Here is a 19,997-nt window from a genome sequence, read left to right as displayed (position 1 = left end):
TAAAATTTTTAATTATGAATTGAGAATTTCTAATTACTTTTAAAACTTACTGATAAGGACTTTAATCCTCGCAAAGCAATATTTTTACGCCAATCTAATTGATCGGTTTGTAGTTCTATATGGGAAAATCTTTGTGCAAATGTATTAATAGCAATTTGACTATTGAGGCGAGCTAATGCTCCTCCCAAACAAGTGTGTGTGCCATCGATAAAAGCCATGTGGCGGTTATCGCTACGGGTAAGATCGAGGCGATCTGGATCAATAAATTGTGCCGGATCTCGGTTAGCAGCACCTAGACAGGCGACAACTTTATCACCTACTTTAATCAGTTTGCCACCAATCTCTACATCTTCTGTAGCAATCCTTTGGGCATATTGTACAGGACTGTCGTAACGTAGTATTTCTTCAACAGCACTTTGAATTATAGTAGGTTCTTGTCTCAGTTTTTCTAGCTGTTCAGGGTGACGGAGTAAAGCCAGAATCCCATTACCGATTGTATTGACTGTAGTTTCTTCCCCAGCAATAAACAATAATATACAGGTAGACAACATTTCTACTTCGCTCAATTTGTCGCCTTGGTCTCTAGCCTCAATTAGTGCGCTGATTAAATCTTCTTGTGGGCTTTTTCGGCGTTCTGCAAATATTGCACGGAAGTATTCTGCAAATTCCAGAACTATCTGATTTAAATGTTCATAGGTTTGTAGTGGTAAAAGCGGATCTAATATCCGAGATAGGTCATTAGACCACTGATGTAGCTGGGGGCAATCCTGATCAGGTACACCCAACATTTTGGCAATCACTTTGACGGGTAAGGGAGCAGCTAAATCGGCAATCACTTCCATGTTTCCCTGGTGTTGCACTTTGTCAAGTAACTGATCCACAATTCCTTGAATGTAGGGACGCAGAGGATCGATGACTGATGGAGAAAAGGCTTTACCAACAAGTTTGCGGAGTCTAGTATGGTCAGGTGGATCGAGGTAGATTAACCATTTACCAGTAACATCAGCTAATGTATCCAGATCCTTTTGCTGGGTGAGGTAATTGCTTTTATTTCTTACGCGGGTGGCTAATTTATCTACACAAAAGCGGGGATCGCGCAAAACTGTTCTGACATCTTCATAGCGGGTAAGTACCCAAGCATTTAATAAGTTCTGATGTACAGGATCTTTCTCACGCAGGTGATGGTAGGTGGGATATGGATCTTGATGCAAATTAGCAAGTAGGGGATTAAACCTAAAAGGTTTAACTGTCCTTGCTGGTTGGTTCTGCCCAGAGTTAATCATCTCTTGGCTGCTCTCAGCAATTGACTCCATTGTTAAATTTTCCCTGAAAGCTTGACTTGATTCGTTGATTTTAATAATCGACATTCTGCATCTAGGTGTTGAGCCAATGCGGCAATACTGGGAAATTCCCAAAATAGGGTGGGGTCTAGTTCCCACCCTAGCCACTCACCTAATTCACTCGTCATGCTAACTGCCACTGATGAATCTAAACCATAATGAGCAAAAGACTCTTGAGTGTCTATCTCATCTGGCGGCAGTTTTAGAGATAAAGCTAAATGTGTGACTAACCAGTTTTGAATCTTTTCAGAATTCAAGGCAGTTTGTTCACTTGCAGAATGATTTTGTGCGCCTTGTTGGACGTGTTCCAATAAGGTTGCTAGAGAGGTTTGCAGTGCTGCTAATTCCAGTTCTTGGAAGTTGACTTGCCACTCTCCGACAATATCTAGGTTTCTGGCTAAAAACCCAGTCCTACAGGCTTGACGTTGAATCTTCCCACTGGAGGTTTTCGGAATACTGGCTGTTTTGAGTAAGACGACTGCATAAACTTGGAGTTCATGTTGTTGTGATACTGCTTGGCGGATTGCTCCGACTACTTCATCTACATCTAACTGGCGTAAATAACTCCGTTCGACTTCTTGAGTAATGACTAACCTTTCTTCACCTGCAACGGTAATAGAAAAGGCTGCACCACAACCAAGACGTAAGGCTGAATGGCTCTTTTGGGTGGTGAGTTCGATGTCTTGGGGATAGTGGTTTTGTCCGCGAATAATGATTAAGTCTTTGATGCGACCTGTGACGAATAACTCGCCGTCGCGGATAAATCCTAAGTCTCCGGTGCGGAGAAATTCACCCTCTCCAGTGTCAGCTAAATACGCTTGAAATGTCTCTTTGGTTGCTTCTGAATTTTGCCAGTAACCAGCCGCGACGTTTGCACCTGATACCCAGATTTCTCCGACTTCTTCTGGGCTACACTGGGTCAGAGTTTCTGGGTTGGCGATCGCAATTTTCTGCTCTAACCAAGTCTGTCCACAACTGACTATTTGTTTGCCCTGCGGTTGTTCTCCACTAGTTACTACAACTCGATTCTCTTCAATGGCTGCTTCATCAACAGATAACACTACAGGTGCAGATGTTTTCATCCCTCCAGAAACGAACAAGGTAGTCTCAGCCATGCCATAGCAGGGATAAAAAGCTTCAGCACGAAAGCCGCAAGATTTAAACTTGGCAGCAAATTTTTCTAGGGTTTCCGCTTGTACTGGTTCTGCACCGTTAAAGGCCAATTCCCAACTGCTGAGGTCAAGGCTAGCTATCTGTTCGGGGGTAATTTTGCTCACACACAAGTCATAAGCAAAGTTTGGGCCACCACTGGTAGTAGCTTGATAACGTGAAATGGCTTGCAACCAACGAATAGGTTTCTGGAGAAAAGCCACTGGAGACATCAGATAGCATGATATCCCCAAATATAATGGCTGTAATACGTTTCCAATCAGTCCCATGTCGTGGAATAAGGGCAACCAACCCACAAAGATAGTTTCCTGGGTGTGTTGGTAGGCAAGCTGAATCATGCGTTGGTTGTACAGCACATTTTCATGACTAACCATTACCCCTTTTGGCTTGCCAGTAGAACCAGATGTGTATTGGAGAAAGGCTAGGGTATCACTACTGATTCGAGGTTGTTGCCAATCGGCTGCCAAGTTCACGTCAATGTCATCAGTGGCTAGCCATTGTACTTGGGCTAGTTCTGGTGCTTGGTTCAACCACGCTTCCCGGTTGGATAGTAACGCGGTGGTGGTGAGGACTACTGTTGCCTGCGTATCTGCCACGATCGCCTGGAGTCTTGCTAGATTCTGGTTACGTCGCGGCGGATATGCTGGAACAGCTACTACTTGGGCATACAAACAACCAAAAAAGGCACTGATAAATTCTAACCCTGGTGGATAAAGTAACAGAGCGCGAACACCTATGGCGGGCGAAGCATTGTCACCTCTGGTTACGAGAGTTTGTAACTTAGCAGCGATTGAGCGAGCCTTTTGTTCTAATGCTTGATAGGTCAAGCTGTAGGCTGCTGTTTCGCCATCCTGCAAAAACGTAAAAGCTGCTTTGTGCGGATGCTGCAAAGCTCTAAGTTGCAGGAGGTCTACTAGCGTTGTAGTTTCTTGCAAAATAATTGATTTCAATTTTTTACACGCACAAACGAAAGTGTATACAGAAATTCGGTTTGATTCCTGAATTTACTTGCGTCGGCAGAAAACAGGTAACTCTTAATAGGGAACTGGAAAGAAGGGATATATAGACTCTGAGTCTTGTCTAGCAATCAAACAGGAGTCCTATTTGATACTTCGTAAAACTTTATTTAAGCCCACATAGTATCTTTAATACCATAAAAATAGCACAAATTAAACGCTTAATAGCTTGATTTTAATAAAATACTTTTTTTTCTCAGTCAAAATTGACACAAATATATTGGCATACAACCCCTGTACAGATTATTAAAAGAGCATTAAACTTTCTTTAAATCAAGAGATTTGAGCAAATCACTTTATATTCAGAGAGATAAAATCAGTAACTCTTTTATATACTGTGTACCGCTATAAATTGATATAATCAGTACAGGTATTACATTTTACTGCAAAGATTCTTCGTATATAAAGGCAGTGAAGCCTAGGGGATGATAAGGCATGGAAATTTGACCAATGCTACTTACCATCTCCTACCGACTAACACTAATCAGCACTCTTCGCTGTTTCGGTGTTAACAACACTATAAACTTTGTCAACCTGCTGTAGCTGTTGGTAAACTTCTGCGGCTACTGATTGGAGACGCTGAGATTCAGTTTGCAGGTTAATTTCATGTGCTGCTTTTTGCTGGAGCAAGTTATCTAATTCTGCTCTTCTTTGAGTAATATCTTTGTTGATTTGCTCAATCACTTCCCGTTCGTAGGTGTTGAAGCATTCTTCTACCCCTGTACGGATTTGGGGAAGATATTCTTCAGCCGCCTGTGGGAGATATTTCGTTAGTTCTTTTTGAGTCGTCTGGACTAATTTTTGCCTAGCTTGGTCGGCTTGGACAAAGCCAATACCCATACCTAAAAACGCCAACCCCACAGGCCCTAAAAAAATACCAGTGATGCTGCTGGTAACACTGTTCACACCAATTGCTGCGATGTAATTGAGTAAAATATTTTTCCAGTCAAAGCCTGCTTGTGCCATCGCCACGCCAGCAATGTTACCCCTAGACAAAGATAATAATCCCATCGCCCATTTTGTCCAAGTAGGTGAATCTTCTGCGGTAGTATTTTGGGGTTTACGTTTTAGTTCTTGTCCCGATAATTTATTGGCGATTTGGTCTGTAACTTGGCTGTATGAAGCACCATAGGTTGCTGCACTGGTGGAAAGTTTGGCAAAGGCTGCATTCATGTCTTGTTCTACTGTCAACGTCCAAGTCGCAATTTTATCGGCTGTGTATTGCTCGAAAGCTTGTTGTAGCAACTCATTAAAGGCTTCACGTTTATCTTTGTTTAAAAAATCGAATAGTTCTAAGTCTGGTTGGTAGGGTAAAAAATCAGTTTCAAAGGTATTACCCAAATTGAGAATGTAAGACCGCAAAGATTCCGCAATAGTCTTGGCTTGAATATCTCTTGTGGTGATAATTTCTTGCTGAAATTGATCACGAATTATGCCTAACTGCTCAAATTCTGGTTCTACGGAACTAATGCGCTGTTTCATTTCACTCACATCTTGCTTGAGTAAGGAAAGGCGGCGTTGAATAGCAGCTTGGATGTTAGTGTAGGTTTGGTGAGCCAGGATAATCGCTGGTTGTAGTTGAGCGATCGCTCGATCTTGGGTTAAAAATGTATTGAGCGATCGCAGCAATTCTGGAAATCCTGTACCTTCTAAGGAGGCTGATTGATTCTTAATTCTTCTTCTCAGGGCATTAATGGCAGAAATCTCAAAGACGCGCTCAGAATAAATATCTTTTCCGTTAATTTGACAGTATTGTGCTAAATTCACCTCAAATAATTCTCGCAATTGCATCTCTGCTGTTTGCAATTCTTCTTCGTCATCTGGATCTAGAATGCCTTCTTGAATTTGATCCCAACCATTAATAATAAAAAATACCGTCAAACCACGACCTTTAATATAATTTTCTAGGTAGCGTCGCTCGGCTAAAGTGTAAGGCTGAGATGCCCTCATCAAAAACAGAATTGCATGACAATTATTGATGTATCCTAATGATGTTTCATTTCTGTCTTCGGTGTCGTTTAGTCCTGGGCTATCGATAATTTCTAGCCCTTTGGATAAAAGCGGTAATGGGTATTCTACAATGGCATGACTGACTTCAGCAAATACCATTTTTTTGCCTTTGCCTAGCTGTTTAGCTTCTTTTGGATCAATCGTGTACTTCTGCTTAAATTCTTTAAATTCAAGCTGTTCTGGAGTTTTTTGATCATTAAAATGAACAGTTACCTTTTTCTCTTCTCCATAACGCAAAATCGTCAAAAGAGCAGTACAGGGATTAACTGCATTCGGCAGGATATTTTCCCCAATTAAGGCATTAATAAAAGTGCTTTTCCCTCGCTTCATATCGCCTAAAACGAGTAAGCGAAATATACCTTGATGCAGATTTTGACTGGCTAAATTGATGTTTTCAATATCTGAACTCAAACCTAGTGCGCCCGAAGTCTTTTTTCCAGCTAATTCCGCTTGACTAAGGATGTCACCCATCTGCGCTAAACATACAGAAATTTCTTGACGAACTCCGGCGACTTTATCTAAATTATCAATAAAACTTTCAGCTTGAATTGTGTGATCCATACTATTAAAAGAGTAAAAAGTCAATATTTAAAAAAATATTTATGAAATACGCGGACTTGAAAGAAGTCATACACCATTTTCAAAACATCTTTGATAGCAAAACGCTGTATAAGAAATGGTAATAAGCTAATCATCATTTAAATTGCACCATTTTCATGGTCATCAAAGCTGCAAACCCTCACCCTTGCTCCCTGCTCCCCTGTGGCCTCAATGGGACAAAAAATTTAAAGCTTTGAGGCACTTAGCCCTAAGTAATAGAAATGTAACGTGTTTAATTCTACTATAGGGGGTGACATAGGACGTATGTAAATGATTGTGAAGAAATATCTTGAGGAATGATACAGTAGTTTTGAGATCAAACCAAGTATACTAGTATTGCGATCATCACCTAGTTCGTAAAACCTTAATATAGCTTAGGTAATAGCGTCGCATTAAAAATTCTTGAAGTTACAATCTATCTCAGTAGACTTGGGGTTAACCTGCAAATGACTGGTTTAATACTTAACCAAGTGCGATCGCAGGTTTAGTCAGAAAACAGAATCGAGCGAACATAGTCCTTTAATTAAATCTTTAGGTGATTTGTATGGATGAAGTGGTGAAAAAGCTGGCATCGCTGGGGTTACCTGGTGCAATGCTGGTAATCGTAATTGCAACAACAGGTCTAGAAGGTAATGTTGTTGTTCCTATGGTTCTGGCTACCCTTGGTGGCCCATTTGGGATGATGGGAGGCTTGGCAGTTTTAGGAATTGTGACTCTGGTAACTGAATCCTTAGCAGGGTATGGGATTGAAAAAGTGCTGAGTGCTGTTTACACAGAACGCAGCAAAAATGAAGCACTGGGAGGTATTTTGAGAGAAATTAACAGTTTGCCTATTTCCGATGAACTGAAAATTAAACTCAAAGATAATATTTCTAATCCACCCAAAACGGAAGCCGATTTAGTAGTTGTTGGTTCCCAAGTTGCGGAAATTCAATAGTCACTATCTGCATAATTTTCTGATGCAATTCTAAGCATGGTTCGTAGTGAGGGCTTTAACCCTACTCTGTTACCATAGCGGACACATAAAAAGGTTAGAGACACTCACTACAAACCTTTCATTAATTCATGCCTTAACAGAGTAAATGGTCTAGAGGCTCATTAAGGATGCGATCGCCTATCGCATCGTGTCGGCAGACTCAATGATGAGAGTCAAACCGTCAGATGGCAAATAGGGAAATATATAGAGACTTATAGAAAAGGCGATCGCTCATATTACATACTAGTACCCCTATACGAAAGTCAAAAGTCTCGTATATCGAGGCTTTTACTTGTTGGAAATCGTAGCTTGATTTAAGCCGTACTGTACTAGATAAGTTAACAACTATTTTGATGCCATAGAAGAGTTGTACAGTCAATTCTTCCGTCTCCCCACAACAGAAGCAAGCTAAAAAGGATTTAGCACCTGAAATAATGGTTAAAGATAACGAACAAAACCAGTCAGAAGCAGCAGTAGCACTACAGCCAAACCAGTTTACTCCATCAGGTTTGGTGTTTGATGGCAAAGATATTTATATCGATTTAGGTAAAAAAGCCGAATTTAAAATTGCACAGCAAATCACCTTAGAAGCTTGGATTAATTGTCAAGCGCAAAGAAGAAGAACCGGAATTATCACGAACGTTTTTGACACTGGTCAAATTGAAAGTGGATATGGTCTACTCTTAGATGGTAAAAGTGGGATATTCTTCGCCTTAAAAACTCCATCCAAAGGCATTCAATATCTTAGTAGTAAGGAAAATTCCATCCAACTAAATCACTGGCATCACATCGCCGGCACTTATGACGGTAAACGCATGAGAGTATACGTTGATGGTGTAGAAAAAGCCACTAAAGCCACAGCTGATAGCAACATTGATTACAATCCCGAAAATGACTTAGTAATTGGAATTTACCAAGATAATAACGAATCTTATCCGTTTCAAGGAAAAATTGCAGAAGTTCGCATCTGGAACAAGGCTCGTTCTGAAGCAGAAATTCAAGCTGATATGACTCATATTCTTGTTGGGAATGAACCGGGATTAGTAGGCTACTGGCCACTAAGCGATGCACCGGGAACAATAATAATACAAGATAAAACTAATCACGCCAACCACGGCAATATTATTGATAAAACTGTTGGGGTGAAAACGGAAATTTCTAGAGAAAACCAACAGCCAACACCACCCCAATCAGAATCTCAAGAAGTTATACCAAAAACAACTCAACCACCTACATCTATGCTAGAACAAACACAAGTTATCATTCCAGAAACGCCTAAAGCCACTAAAACTAAACAGGAAAGCACAAAAAATAAAACAAGCAAGTATCCATACAAGATTTTGTCAATTGATGGTGGTGGTATTCGGGGAATTATCCCAGCGATGATTCTCGAAGAAATTGAAACACGCACTCAAAAACCAATCGCCAGTTTGTTTGATCTCATTGCGGGAACTTCAACGGGAGGAATCATCGCCCTAGGGTTAACTAAACCTCAATTAAATGCCACAAAAAAACCTTCATACACTGCTAAAGACTTAGTTAATATCTTTGCCGAGCATGGTAATGTAATATTTTATGAGCCACTATACGCAGAACTATTAGGAGAATTCGACGAAATTCTCAAACCAAAATATACATCCGAGGGAAGAAACGACATCCTCACCCAATATTTTGGCTCTACAACAATAGTGGAAGCTATTACAGAAATTCTCATTCCTAGCTATGATATTGAACAGCGAGTACCAGTTTTGTTTAGCAGTAATCTTAACAAAGAAAATAATACATCTAGAAAATTGCGCAAGATAGGTGAGGGCTTTACCATGAAAGAAGCAGCAATGGCAACTAGTGCTGCTCCAACATATTTTGCCCCATATCGCATTCCTACATCACATAACGAAAATGGTTTCTATACATTAGTAGATGGGGGAGTTTTCGCTAATAATCCCACTGGGTTAGCCGTAATAGAATCTATTATTGGTGCTAAAGAAGCTATCAAGAAAGGTGAAGAACCTTGGACTCTTGATAATACGTTAGTAGTTTCTTTGGGAACAGGTTCACTCACCAAACCATACCCTTACCAAGAAGCGAAAAATTGGGGATTATTAGGCTGGGCTAGACCAATGTTAAATATTGTTTTAGACGGTGTAAATCAAGCTATTTCTAGTCAAATAGAAGAACTCATCCCCCAATCTGAAGATAAATCCCAACAACAGTATTACCGCTTACAAGCATACTTAGATGAAAGCTTAGAAGCAATGGATAATGCGAAGTTTAACAATATTCGGATGCTGATTCAAGTAGCCAAGCAAATGATTGCAGAGAGAACAGAAGAAATAGATGAATTGTGCAATAAATTAGTGAATTAAAAGTCAATTGCTAGTACAATACGGTTTAGTTAAGAATAATTGGTAGTAGGTTGGGAAGCCACCGCCTTGGACGGGTTTCCCGGCTTGGGACGAGTGGCGTTTGACGTAAGGAAACCCAACACTAAGACAATGTTGCGCTGCGCTTAACCCAAGCTACGTCTAATGGACTATTTTAGCCTGGTCAAGCCACTACTAGTAGGTCATCAAATGTGAATTGAGGCATAAGCAATTTCGTAGTAAGGACTTTAGTCCTCTCTACGTTCGCGGAGCGTGTCGTAGACAGACGCTATGCGAATACTACGAACCCTCAAAACTAACTTGATAGACTACTAGATTCAAGTCTGCGTTTTAATTTCACAGTAAGAAAAGGACTAAAGTCCTCACTACAAACAATTTTTAAAATTTATGAGCGATTTATTAAAAAGGCTTGATTATTTATCACCAGAACAGCGTGAATTAGTTTTAAAAAAACTGCAAATGCAGAAGACGAATTCTGCAACAGATAATAATAAATCTCAAAGCTTACCACTTGTTCCTGTAGATAGAAACCAAGCAATTCCTTTATCATTTGCTCAACAAAGACTCTGGTTTCTCGACCAACTAGTTGGCCTCAGTGCGACATATAATACACCAACTGCTTTACAAATTACTGGGAAGTTAAATATTAATGCCTTAGAGCAAGCCATAATCGAAATTGTTCGCCGTCACGAAGTTTTAAGAACAACCTTTCAAGAAATTAATAATACTCCCCGGCAAGTTGTTCATCCTACTGTGATGGTAAATTTACCAGTGGTGGACTTGCAAGATTTATCAGATATAGAGAAAGCCTCTCAAGTTCAACAATTAGTCCACCAAGAAGCACACAAACCTTTTAACCTCCAACAACCGCCCTTAATTCGCGGTCAAATTCTACGCTTGGATGAAACTTCCCATGTATTGCTATTGACTGTGCATCATATTGTTGTTGATGGTTGGTCAATGGGGATCTTTATTCAAGAACTATCCGCCCTCTATCCCGCCTTTGCCACGGCTAAACCTTCCCCACTAGCAGAGTTACCTATTCAATATGCTGATTTTGCTGTGTGGCAAAGACAATGGTTAAGTGGGGAAGTGCTAGAAACTAAACTCAACTATTGGCGACAAAAGTTAGCAGGTGCGCCACCTTTATTGGAATTACCAACAGATAGACCACGCCCACCGATAGAGACTTTTCGGGGAGGTAGCTATACATTTACACTCAGCAGCCAGCTAACACAGCAAATTTTGAGCCTAAGTCAAAAGTCAGGGGTAACTCTGTTTATGACTCTACAGGCGGCATTCGTCACATTACTACATCGTTATACTAGTCAGGATGATATCCTCGTCGGTACGCCCATCGCTAATCGCAACCGTCAAGACATAGAATCATTAATTGGCTTTTTTGTCAATACTTTGGTGTTGCGAACCAAGCTTAATGGTAATCCCAAATTTAGCGAACTACTCAAACAAGTACAACAAGTAGCCCTAGAAGCCTACGAACATCAGGATGTACCCTTTGAGCAGGTAGTGGAAGCCCTACAACCAGAACGCAACTTAGATCATAATCCACTGTTTCAGGTGATGTTGGTGTTGCAGAATGCACCTCAAGGCACACTGAAACTATTGGATTTGGAGTTGACATCCATCGATATTAATTTTGCCACAGCCAAGCGTGACTTAACTCTCACATTCGTAGAGACAGACGAGGGACTGGGGGGTGTTTGGGAATATAACCGCGACTTATTCGATGAGTCTACAATCATCCGGATAGCGGAACATTTGCAGACTTTGTTAGCAGCAGTGGTGGCTAATCCTCATCAGCAGATTGCCTATTTACCGATACTGACACAAGCAGAACAGCAACAGTTACTTGTCGAATGGAACGATACTCAAAAAGAGTATCCGACGAAGTTATGTTTGCATCAGATGTTTGAGGCTCAGGTAGAACTAACACCGGATGCTGTAGCAGTTTTGGGGAATGGGGAAGAGTTAACTTATGGTGAGTTGAATGCTCGTGCTAATCAGGTGGCGCATTATTTGCAAAGCTTGGGAGTGGAGGCTGAGGTATTAGTGGGGATTTGTGCAGAACGTTCTTTAGAAATGGTGGTGGGTTTGTTGGGGATTTTGAAAGCTGGCGGGGCTTTTGTACCTCTTGACCCAGCTTATCCACGCGATCGCCTACAATACTTACTGGAAGATTCTCAAGTGCCTGTATTACTTACCCAGTCGCACTTACTAAACATTCTACCAGAGCATCAGCAGGTGATTTGTCTGGATACAGATTGGCAAGCGATTTCCCAACAGAGTCAAGCCAATCCCGTTTCCCAGGTAAAATCTACTAACTTAGCTTATATAATTTATACCTCCGGTTCAACTGGCAAACCCAAGGGGACAATGATAATTCACCGAGGGGTAGTGAATTATCTCAGTTGGTGTATTGAAGCTTATGCTGTAGCCGATGGATACGGCGCACCTGTACAGTCTTCTTTTGCTTTTGATGCAACTATTACTAGCTTGTTTTCACCTTTAATGGTGGGTAGGCAAGTGGTGCTGTTACCGGAAAAGCAGGAGATTGAGGCTTTGTGTAGCGTTTTGCAGTCTAAGAGTCAGTTTAGTTTAGTGAAACTTACGCCTGCTCATTTGGAACTACTCAATCAAATTATTCCCCCAGCAGAAGCCGCCGGACAAACCAACGCTTTTGTCATCGGTGGTGAAGCCCTCTTAGGTAAGACTTTGCAATTTTGGCGAGAAAACGCCCCGCAAACTCGACTAATTAATGAATATGGCCCGACAGAAACTGTTGTGGGTTGTTGTATTTATGAAGTGACAGATGACACTTCGTTAACAGAGGGTATTTTAATTGGTCGTCCCATTGCTAATACCCAACTTTATATTTTGGATGAATACCTGCAACCAGTCCCCATTGGTGTCAGAGGTGAACTATATATTGGTGGGGCTGGTGTGGCGCGGGGCTATTTGAATCGTCCTGAGTTGACAAAAGAGAAATTCATTTCGCATCCCTTTATTCATGAACCAGGCGCACGGCTGTATAAGACGGGAGATTTGGCGCGTTATCAACCAGATGGCAATATTGAATACCTCGGACGGACAGATCACCAGGTGAAACTACGAGGCTTTCGGATTGAGTTGGGAGAAATTGAGACAGCTGTCAATCAACATCCCGAAGTGCGGGAAACAGTTGTCATTACTAGAGAAGATATCCCTGGAGATAAGCGTTTAGTTGCTTATGTTGTGCCTAATTCCCAAGATAGCGATCGCACTGACTCCAGTCTAGCTAATGAATTTGAATCAGAACAACTTTCCCAATGGCAACAAGTATTTAACGATAGTTACAGTCAATCTGCAACCGACTCAGATCCCACCTTCAATATTATTGGCTGGAACGATAGCCGTACTGGGTTACTTATCCCCAAAGCTGAAATGCGGGAATGGGTGGAATCTACAGTAGATAGGATTCTTGACTGGCAACCAAAACAGGTGTTAGAGATTGGTTGTGGTACAGGGATGCTGCTATTTAGGATTGCGCCCCAGTGTGATTGTTACTATGGGACTGATATTTCGCCCCAGGCTTTGCGGTATGTACAGCAGCAAATTACCCAGATGGGGAGGGATTGGTCACAAGTTAAATTGGCGCAACGTTCCGCCGAGAATTTTCATGGAGTCGAACAAGGGGGTTTTGATGCGGTTGTTCTTAATTCCGTAGTCCAGTATTTCCCTAGCATTGATTATCTGATGCAAGTGCTAGAAAATGCCATGCAGGCGATCGCATCGGCAGGGTTTATTTTTATAGGCGATGTCCGCAGTTTACCCTTACTAGAAGCTTTCCACGCCTCGGTGCAGTTGGCGCAATCTCTCCCATCTCTCTCTACAGGAGATTTACAGCAACGCATCCAACGCAATCTTAACCAAGACTCAGAACTTGTAATTGACCCCGCTTTTTTCACTGCACTACAGCAACGCTTCCCCCAAATTAGTCATGTGCAGATTCAAATCAAACGCGGTGAATATCATAATGAACTGACCCAGTTTCGTTATGATGTCACCTTACATCTAGGTAATGCAGTCACACCAAAAGTTGTTCCGCAATGGTTGGATTGGCAGCAAGATCAGTTAACATTACCTTTGCTGCAAGACTTGCTAACCAAAGCAGATGTAGAGATTTTAGGTGTGAAAAACATCCCCAATGCGCGGTTAAAAACAGAGATGAGACTGCTAGATTTATTAGCAAGTCTTCCCGAAAACGCAACAGTCGGCGAACTACAGAGGGGATTGGGGACTGGGGACTCGTTGATTGATCCGGAAGAGTTTTGGCGTTGGGAAAAAGAATTATCATTACAGGTACACATCAGTTGGTCACAGACAGAGAAGGGTAATTATGATGTGGTGTTTGTTAAAGGTAATCAGAATGTTCTCCCGATTTTTGAGCATTCACAGACAATTGAACCTTGGAGTAATTACGGCAATAACTTACTACAGGGACAACTAGCGCGTAAGTTAATCCCACAACTGCGGAGTTTTCTGAAAGATAAACTTCCAGGCTACATGATACCTAACGCTTTCATGTTATTACCCGTCTTACCTTTAACTCCTAATGGTAAAGTTGACCGGGTGGCGTTACCTGTACCCAATCTAGAACTGAGTCGGACTGTGAGTTTTGTTCCTCCCCGTACCGCAGAGGAAGAAATCATCGCTGCAATTATTGCTGAGGTGTTGGGACTAGAAGAAATCGGCGTTTATGATAACTTCTTTGAGTTGGGGGGACATTCCCTGTTAGCAACTCAGGTAATTTCTCGCCTACAGGAAGCATTTCCCGTAGAGTTACCCCTGCGGTGTTTATTTGAAGCACCCAGCGTTGTGGAACTGGATCAATTTATTAGTAATCTGCGTCAAGGTGGAACAGGATTAACCGCAACTGCTATAACACCCATACCCAGAACAGGCGAACCCCTACCAATGTCATGGGCGCAGCAGCGATTGTGGTTTCTCTACCAATTAGAAGGGGCGAGTTCCACTTACAATATGCCCAACGTTTTGCAAATTACTGGGGAATTGCAAGTAAACGCACTCAAACAAACACTCTCCGATATTGTCCAGCGTCACGAAATTTTAAGAACCAGTTTTCATTTAATCGATGGTAATCCTGTCCAGGTAATTAACACTGATGCTAGTTTAAGTTTAGAAATTATCGACCTGCGGGAACTATCAAACAACCAACAACAAGCAGCCGTAGAAAAATTCAGCAACGAAGAAGCCCAAAAACCATTCGACCTCAACCAAGCACCTTTAGTCAGGGCGACACTATTACAATTAGATGCAAATTCCCATGTGTTGCTTTTCACTCTGCATCATATTGTCGCTGATGGTTGGTCAATGGGGGTAATCATTCAAGAACTCTCGGCGATGTATCCGGCCTTAGCTGCGGGTAAACTTTCCCCATTACCAGATTTGAGCATCCAGTATGCCGACTTTGCAGTGTGGCAGAGACAATGGTTAACTGGGGAAGTATTAGAAACTAAGCTGAATTATTGGCAGCAACAACTAGCAGATGCACCCCCTGTATTAGAACTACCCACCGATAAACCCCGGCCGGCTGTGCAGACTTTTAGAGGCGATCGCTTGGCTTTCCAATTGAGAAAAGACTTCAGCGAACAACTCAACCTCCTTAGCCAACAAGCAGGGGCTACCTTATTTATGACCTTGCAAGCGGCGTTTGTGACGTTGCTGCACCGCTACACTGGTCAGGATGATATTCTCGTCGGTACTCCCATCGCCAACCGCAACCGCAAAGAATTAGAACCATTAATTGGCTTTTTTGTCAATACTTTGGTGCTGAGAAATAAAGTTGCAGATAATCCCAAGTTCTCAGAATTATTGAATCAGGTAAAACAAGTAGCCTTAGATGGCTATGCTCATCAGGATGTACCCTTTGAGCAAATAGTAGAAGCTTTGCAGCCGGAACGCAAACTGAGTCATGCACCTTTGTTTCAGGTGATGTTCATTTTACAGAATGCGCCGATGGGTAATTTAGAATTACCTGGCTTGAGTTTTGTCCCATTGGCGAGTGAAAATGTCACCGCCAAGTTTGATTTAACCTTGTCAATTTGGGAGACAAAACAAGGGCTTGCGGGTTGGTGGGAATATAACAGCGACTTATTTGAGCCAGAGACGATCAGCCGCATGATTGCCCATTTCCAAACCCTGCTGGCGGGGATTGTCGCTCATCCAGAGGAAAGAATTGCTCAGTTACCGTTGCTGACTGAGGCGGAACAGCAACAATTATTAGGGGATGGGACAACTTACGCCATAGAGGAATCTATCCCAGAATTATTGGCAACTCAGGTACAGCTTACACCTGATCATATAGCTGTGGTGTTTGGGGAAAAACAACTAACTTACGCTGAGTTAGATACTCGTGCAAATCAGTTGGCGCATTACTTACAGACTTTGGGTGTGCAGCCAGAAGTCGCAGTGGGTATTTGTATTGAACGTTCCCTAGATTTAGTTGTGGGTTTGTTGGCGATTCTCAAAGCTGGCGGTGCTTATGTTCCTCTCGACTCGACTTATCCAGGCGATCGCTTGGCTTATATGCTACAAGATTCCCAAGCGGCTGTATTACTAACAACATCAAACTTAGTAGAAATATTCCCAACACACACAGCGCAGGTAGTTTGTTTAGATGCTGTCTCCTGGGATAATCTGCCCTCACACATCCCTGTCAGTGGACTAACTTCGGACAACTTAGCTTATGTAATTTATACCTCTGGTTCTACTGGTAAACCCAAGGGTGTAGCTATGCCCCATAGTGCTTTAGTTAACCTCCTCCAGTGGCAAATTAATCATACTTCCATAGCCGCTAACGCTAAAACTCTACAATTTGCGCCGGTGAGTTTTGATGTGTCCTGCCAAGAAATTTTTGCAACTTGGTGTGCTGGGGGAACATTGGTTTTATTACCAGAAGACACACGCAAAGATACTATTGCGTTATTCAATTTACTCTCAGAGGAAGGTGTAGAAAGGTTATTCTTGCCTTTTGTAGCTTTGCAGCAATTAGCGGAAGTCTCAGCTAATGTGGAATCTTTGCCACCTTTACGGGAAATCATCACAGCCGGGGAACAGTTACAAGTGACACCCGCTTTAAAGAATTTTCTACAACGTTTGGGAAATTGTACACTACATAACCAGTATGGCCCTTCAGAAACTCATGTGGTGACGGCGTTTACTCTAAGTGATGATGTGGAAGAGTGGCCGATGTTACCGCCGATTGGTCAGGCGATCGCTAATACTCAAACCTACATTTTAGATAAATATCTACAACCAGTACCGATGGGAGTTAGGGGTGAGTTATATATCGGTGGTGTGGGTGTAGCTAGAGGTTATTTGAACCGTCCAGAGTTGACTGCTGAGAAATTCATTACTCATAATCAGGCTAAATTATATAAAACAGGGGATTTAGCGCGTTTTTTACCTGATGGTAATATTGAATATCTTGGTCGTCTTGACAATCAAGTGAAGGTGCGCGGCTTCCGCATTGAATTAGGTGAAGTTGAAGCGGCGTTGAATCATCATCCCCACGTGAAACAGGCGATTGTGGTTGTCCAAGGGGAAACTTCCACTGAAAAACGCCTCATAGCTTATGTTGTCTTCAACTCGGAACAACAAGCCACACCTTCAGAGTTGCGTCATTTTCTACAGCAACAGTTACCTGAATATATGATGCCATCAGTGTTTGTGGCCTTGGATGCTTTACCTTTAACGCCTAGTGGTAAAGTTGATAGGCGATCGCTACCTTCACCCAATGGAATCAATCCATCACAGTTAGCTGTAGCCCCCCGCGACTCTTTAGAATTGCAACTTACACAAATTTGGTCTGAGGTTTTAGGCGTTAAATGGGTAGGAATCCGCGATAACTTCTTTGAAATTGGCGGACATTCCCTGTTAGCAGTGCGTTTGATGGCGCAAATTCAACAAAAGCTGCATAAACAATTACCCCTAGCCTCCCTCTTCCAAAACCCAACCATTGAAGAATTAGCCAATCTGCTGCGTCAGTCAACAGATGCTTCTTTATGGTCAAGCTTAGTTCCCATTCAAACCAACGGCATCAATCCCCCTTTCTTCTGCATCCCCGGCGCAGGCGGAAATGTGCTGTATTTCTATGATTTAGCCCGTTGTTTGGGTGCAGAACAACCATTCTACGGTTTGCAAGCCCAAGGTTTAGACGGGGAATCAGAACCATTACACCGCATTGAAGAGATTGCAACTGAGTACATCAAAGCTATTCAAACCGTCCAACCCCAAGGGCCTTATTTATTAGGTGGTCATTCCTTTGGCGGCTTAGTAGCGTTTGAAATGGCGCAGCAGCTACAACAGCAAGGACACGAAATTGGACTGTTAGCAATTCTCGATACTATCGCACCAGTTCGTTCTGAGCGATCGCGGAAAATAGAATTAGATGATGCGATGTGGTTGATGCAAGTAGCCAAAGTCATGGAACGGTTGTTTAATACAACCCTGCAACTTGACTACGAAACTTTACAGCCCTTGAGTGCAGAAACTCAGTTAGATTACCTACTGGAACAGTTGAAAATTGCGCAAATTTTGCCGACTGATGCTAGTAAAATTCAACTCAGAGGCTTTGTGCAAGTGTACAAAACCCATACGCAAGCCTTTAGTAATTACTTCCCGTCGTTGGTAAACAACACTCCTATTACTTTATTCCGTGCTAGTGAAGTTCATGAAGAAGAACAGGCGATCGCAGAATACGTTAATCGCCTCCAAGATTTAACCTTGGGTTGGAATAATTTTTCAGATGAACCAGTAGATATCCATATTGTTCCCGGTACTCATTTAACCATGATGCAACCACCTCATGTTCAGGTACTAGCTGAACATTTACAAGCCTGCATTCGTGGTGCTATTTTCGATTGTAAGTAGAGACTTGAAATTGCAAAGTCTCTCTACCACCAGATTATTTGTAGAATGAGCAGACATCAAAACCCCGGTTTCTTCGATAAACTGGGGTTCTCTGCACTCACAAATGATTTATGATTGAGATAATTTATACCTCAAATTTATAATTTATGGCCAAAGAAATCGAACGCAAATTTTTAGTCAAAGACGACAGTTGGAGACAACTAGCTAAAGGTAGTTTATATCGCCAAGGATATATTTCTAGCCAAGGTGCTACTGTACGCATCCGCATTGTCGGAAATCAAGGCTATCTCACAATTAAAGGCATGACTATCAACTATTCTCGTTCTGAATTTGAGTATCCAATTCCTTTAGCAGATGCTCAAGAAATGCTCGATACATTATGTGTGCGTCCTTTAATAGAAAAAACCAGATACAAAATAAATTTAGGTAGTTTAGTCTGGGAGGTAGATGACTTTGCCGGAGCTAATCAAGGATTGATATTAGCAGAAGTTGAACTCACTGATGAAGCACAACAGATTGAATTACCAGATTGGATTGGGGAAGAAGTTTCTGGCGATCCCAAATATTACAACAGCTATTTAGTAAAACATCCTTTTTGTGAATGGGAATAAAGATAAACCTGTGGGTAGTTGCTCAAGATGTAATGATGGAAAAGTAGAGTTTCTTGCTGGTCTCGTCTCATACCTACCTGCCCCATTTGTGCATCTTCGCCAAACGGTCAAGAATGGCCGCATCCATAACGGTAAACAACGGTTCAAATGCCATAACTGCAGATGGCATTTCGTCCTTGCACCAACAAAAAAAGTGATTGACCGATTCTCCTAGAACGGATTTCTCTAGCTGGAATCGCTCGTGCAGCCCAAGTTTCTGAACAATAGTTACAACTCGTTTTGATTTTGGCGTTAATCTAAAGCGTGGATTGAATCATGTCTGTGTACTGTTGTTTAGATTTCAAACCTGCGATTTGTGCGCGGATTTGCTGTTTTTTAAAAAATACTACTGTTGGTGCGCTTCTGACACCAAAATTAATCGCTAATTCAGGTTCTTCACTCATATCGAGTTCAACTAAATGTAATTTACCTGTATTTTCCTTAGCTATTTGATGTAGTACAGGTTTAAGTGTTTCACAGGAAGGACAATAAGGAGCTACAAATTGGACAATGATTAGCTGCTCGGATTTCTGCATCAACCAGTCAAAAGCTTTTTTTCCTGTGAAGAAAGTTTGCTCAATAGAAAAAGTTTCTTGCATATTTATATCCTGATAATTGTGACAAAAAAGACTCTTTAGGCAGTGAAAGAAACAAGTGATGGCGTTGTTTCCACTGGAGGCGATGACCTCCGGTCGGTCGGAGACCATCGCCTTTGTGACAACCACCTCTCAGCCTCCAAAGCTGCCATACAACCAGTACCGGCGGCGGTAATTGCTTGACGATAAACGTGATCTTGAACATCTCCAGCCGCCCAAATGCCCGGAATAAGTAATCTAACAAAATTAATTACACAAATCAATATACAATATAATTTAGGATTTACTTAGATAATAATTAGG

At 41.8% G+C, this 19,997-nt stretch carries 10 protein-coding genes; 6 read left to right on the top strand and 4 right to left on the bottom strand.

The window, feature by feature from the left end; translation table 11 throughout:
- Nucleotides 1–29: 29 nt before the first annotated feature.
- The 3 genes from VB693_RS24975 to VB693_RS24965 form a co-directional block, all read right to left on the bottom strand.
- A complete protein-coding gene (locus VB693_RS24975; RefSeq protein WP_323268610.1) occupies nucleotides 30–1,313 on the bottom strand; it encodes a cytochrome P450 in 1,284 nt (427 codons plus the stop codon).
- Nucleotides 1,314–1,315: 2 nt separating this feature from the next.
- Nucleotides 1,316–3,460 (bottom strand): AMP-binding protein, encoded by a 2,145-nt coding sequence (locus tag VB693_RS24970; RefSeq protein WP_323268609.1) that lies wholly within the window; start codon nucleotides 3,458–3,460, stop codon nucleotides 1,316–1,318.
- Nucleotides 3,461–4,006: 546 nt separating this feature from the next.
- Nucleotides 4,007–6,097 (bottom strand): dynamin family protein, encoded by a 2,091-nt coding sequence (locus tag VB693_RS24965; RefSeq protein ID WP_323268608.1) that lies wholly within the window; start codon nucleotides 6,095–6,097, stop codon nucleotides 4,007–4,009.
- A 583-nt stretch (nucleotides 6,098–6,680) separates the two neighbouring features.
- Between VB693_RS24965 and VB693_RS24960 the strand changes: the two genes are divergently transcribed.
- The 5 genes from VB693_RS24960 (at nucleotide 6,681) to VB693_RS29115 (ending at nucleotide 19,273) form a co-directional block, all read left to right on the top strand.
- Nucleotides 6,681–7,073: a hypothetical protein gene (locus tag VB693_RS24960; RefSeq protein WP_190709348.1), complete on the top strand. Its 393-nt coding sequence runs from the start codon at nucleotides 6,681–6,683 to the stop codon at nucleotides 7,071–7,073.
- Between the two features lie 473 nt (nucleotides 7,074–7,546).
- The gene (locus tag VB693_RS24955) at nucleotides 7,547–9,478 is read left to right on the top strand and encodes a LamG-like jellyroll fold domain-containing protein (RefSeq protein WP_323268607.1); all 1,932 of its coding nucleotides are present in this window, start codon (nucleotides 7,547–7,549) and stop codon (nucleotides 9,476–9,478) included.
- Nucleotides 9,479–9,883: 405 nt separating this feature from the next.
- Entirely contained in the window at nucleotides 9,884–18,448 is an 8,565-nt protein-coding gene (locus VB693_RS24950; protein ID WP_323268606.1) for an amino acid adenylation domain-containing protein, read from the top strand.
- 146 nt (nucleotides 18,449–18,594) lie between these two features.
- Entirely contained in the window at nucleotides 18,595–19,059 is a 465-nt protein-coding gene (locus VB693_RS24945; RefSeq protein ID WP_323268605.1) for a CYTH domain-containing protein, read from the top strand.
- Nucleotides 19,046–19,273, top strand: a complete 228-nt coding sequence (locus tag VB693_RS29115) for a transposase-like zinc-binding domain-containing protein (RefSeq protein ID WP_416233423.1) — start codon at nucleotides 19,046–19,048, stop codon at nucleotides 19,271–19,273. Before VB693_RS24945 ends, VB693_RS29115 begins: the two co-directional genes overlap by 14 nt.
- A gap of 82 nt (nucleotides 19,274–19,355) precedes the next feature.
- Here the strand turns inward: VB693_RS29115 and VB693_RS24940 are convergent, their stop codons facing one another.
- Nucleotides 19,356–19,805: a thioredoxin family protein gene (locus VB693_RS24940; protein ID WP_323268604.1), complete on the bottom strand. Its 450-nt coding sequence runs from the start codon at nucleotides 19,803–19,805 to the stop codon at nucleotides 19,356–19,358.
- Between VB693_RS24940 and VB693_RS29110 the strand changes: the two genes are divergently transcribed.
- Nucleotides 19,740–19,877, top strand: coding sequence for a hypothetical protein (locus VB693_RS29110; protein WP_416233424.1), 138 nt, complete (start codon nucleotides 19,740–19,742; stop codon nucleotides 19,875–19,877). The genes VB693_RS24940 and VB693_RS29110 overlap by 66 nt on opposite strands.
- The last annotated feature ends 120 nt before the right edge of the window (nucleotides 19,878–19,997 follow it).

Origin of the sequence: Anabaena sp. UHCC 0399, assembly GCF_034931465.1 — a bacterium.
In the GTDB taxonomy this organism is placed as follows: domain Bacteria; phylum Cyanobacteriota; class Cyanobacteriia; order Cyanobacteriales; family Nostocaceae; genus Trichormus; species Trichormus minutissimus.
This window is presented reverse-complemented; position numbering and strand designations above follow the sequence as displayed.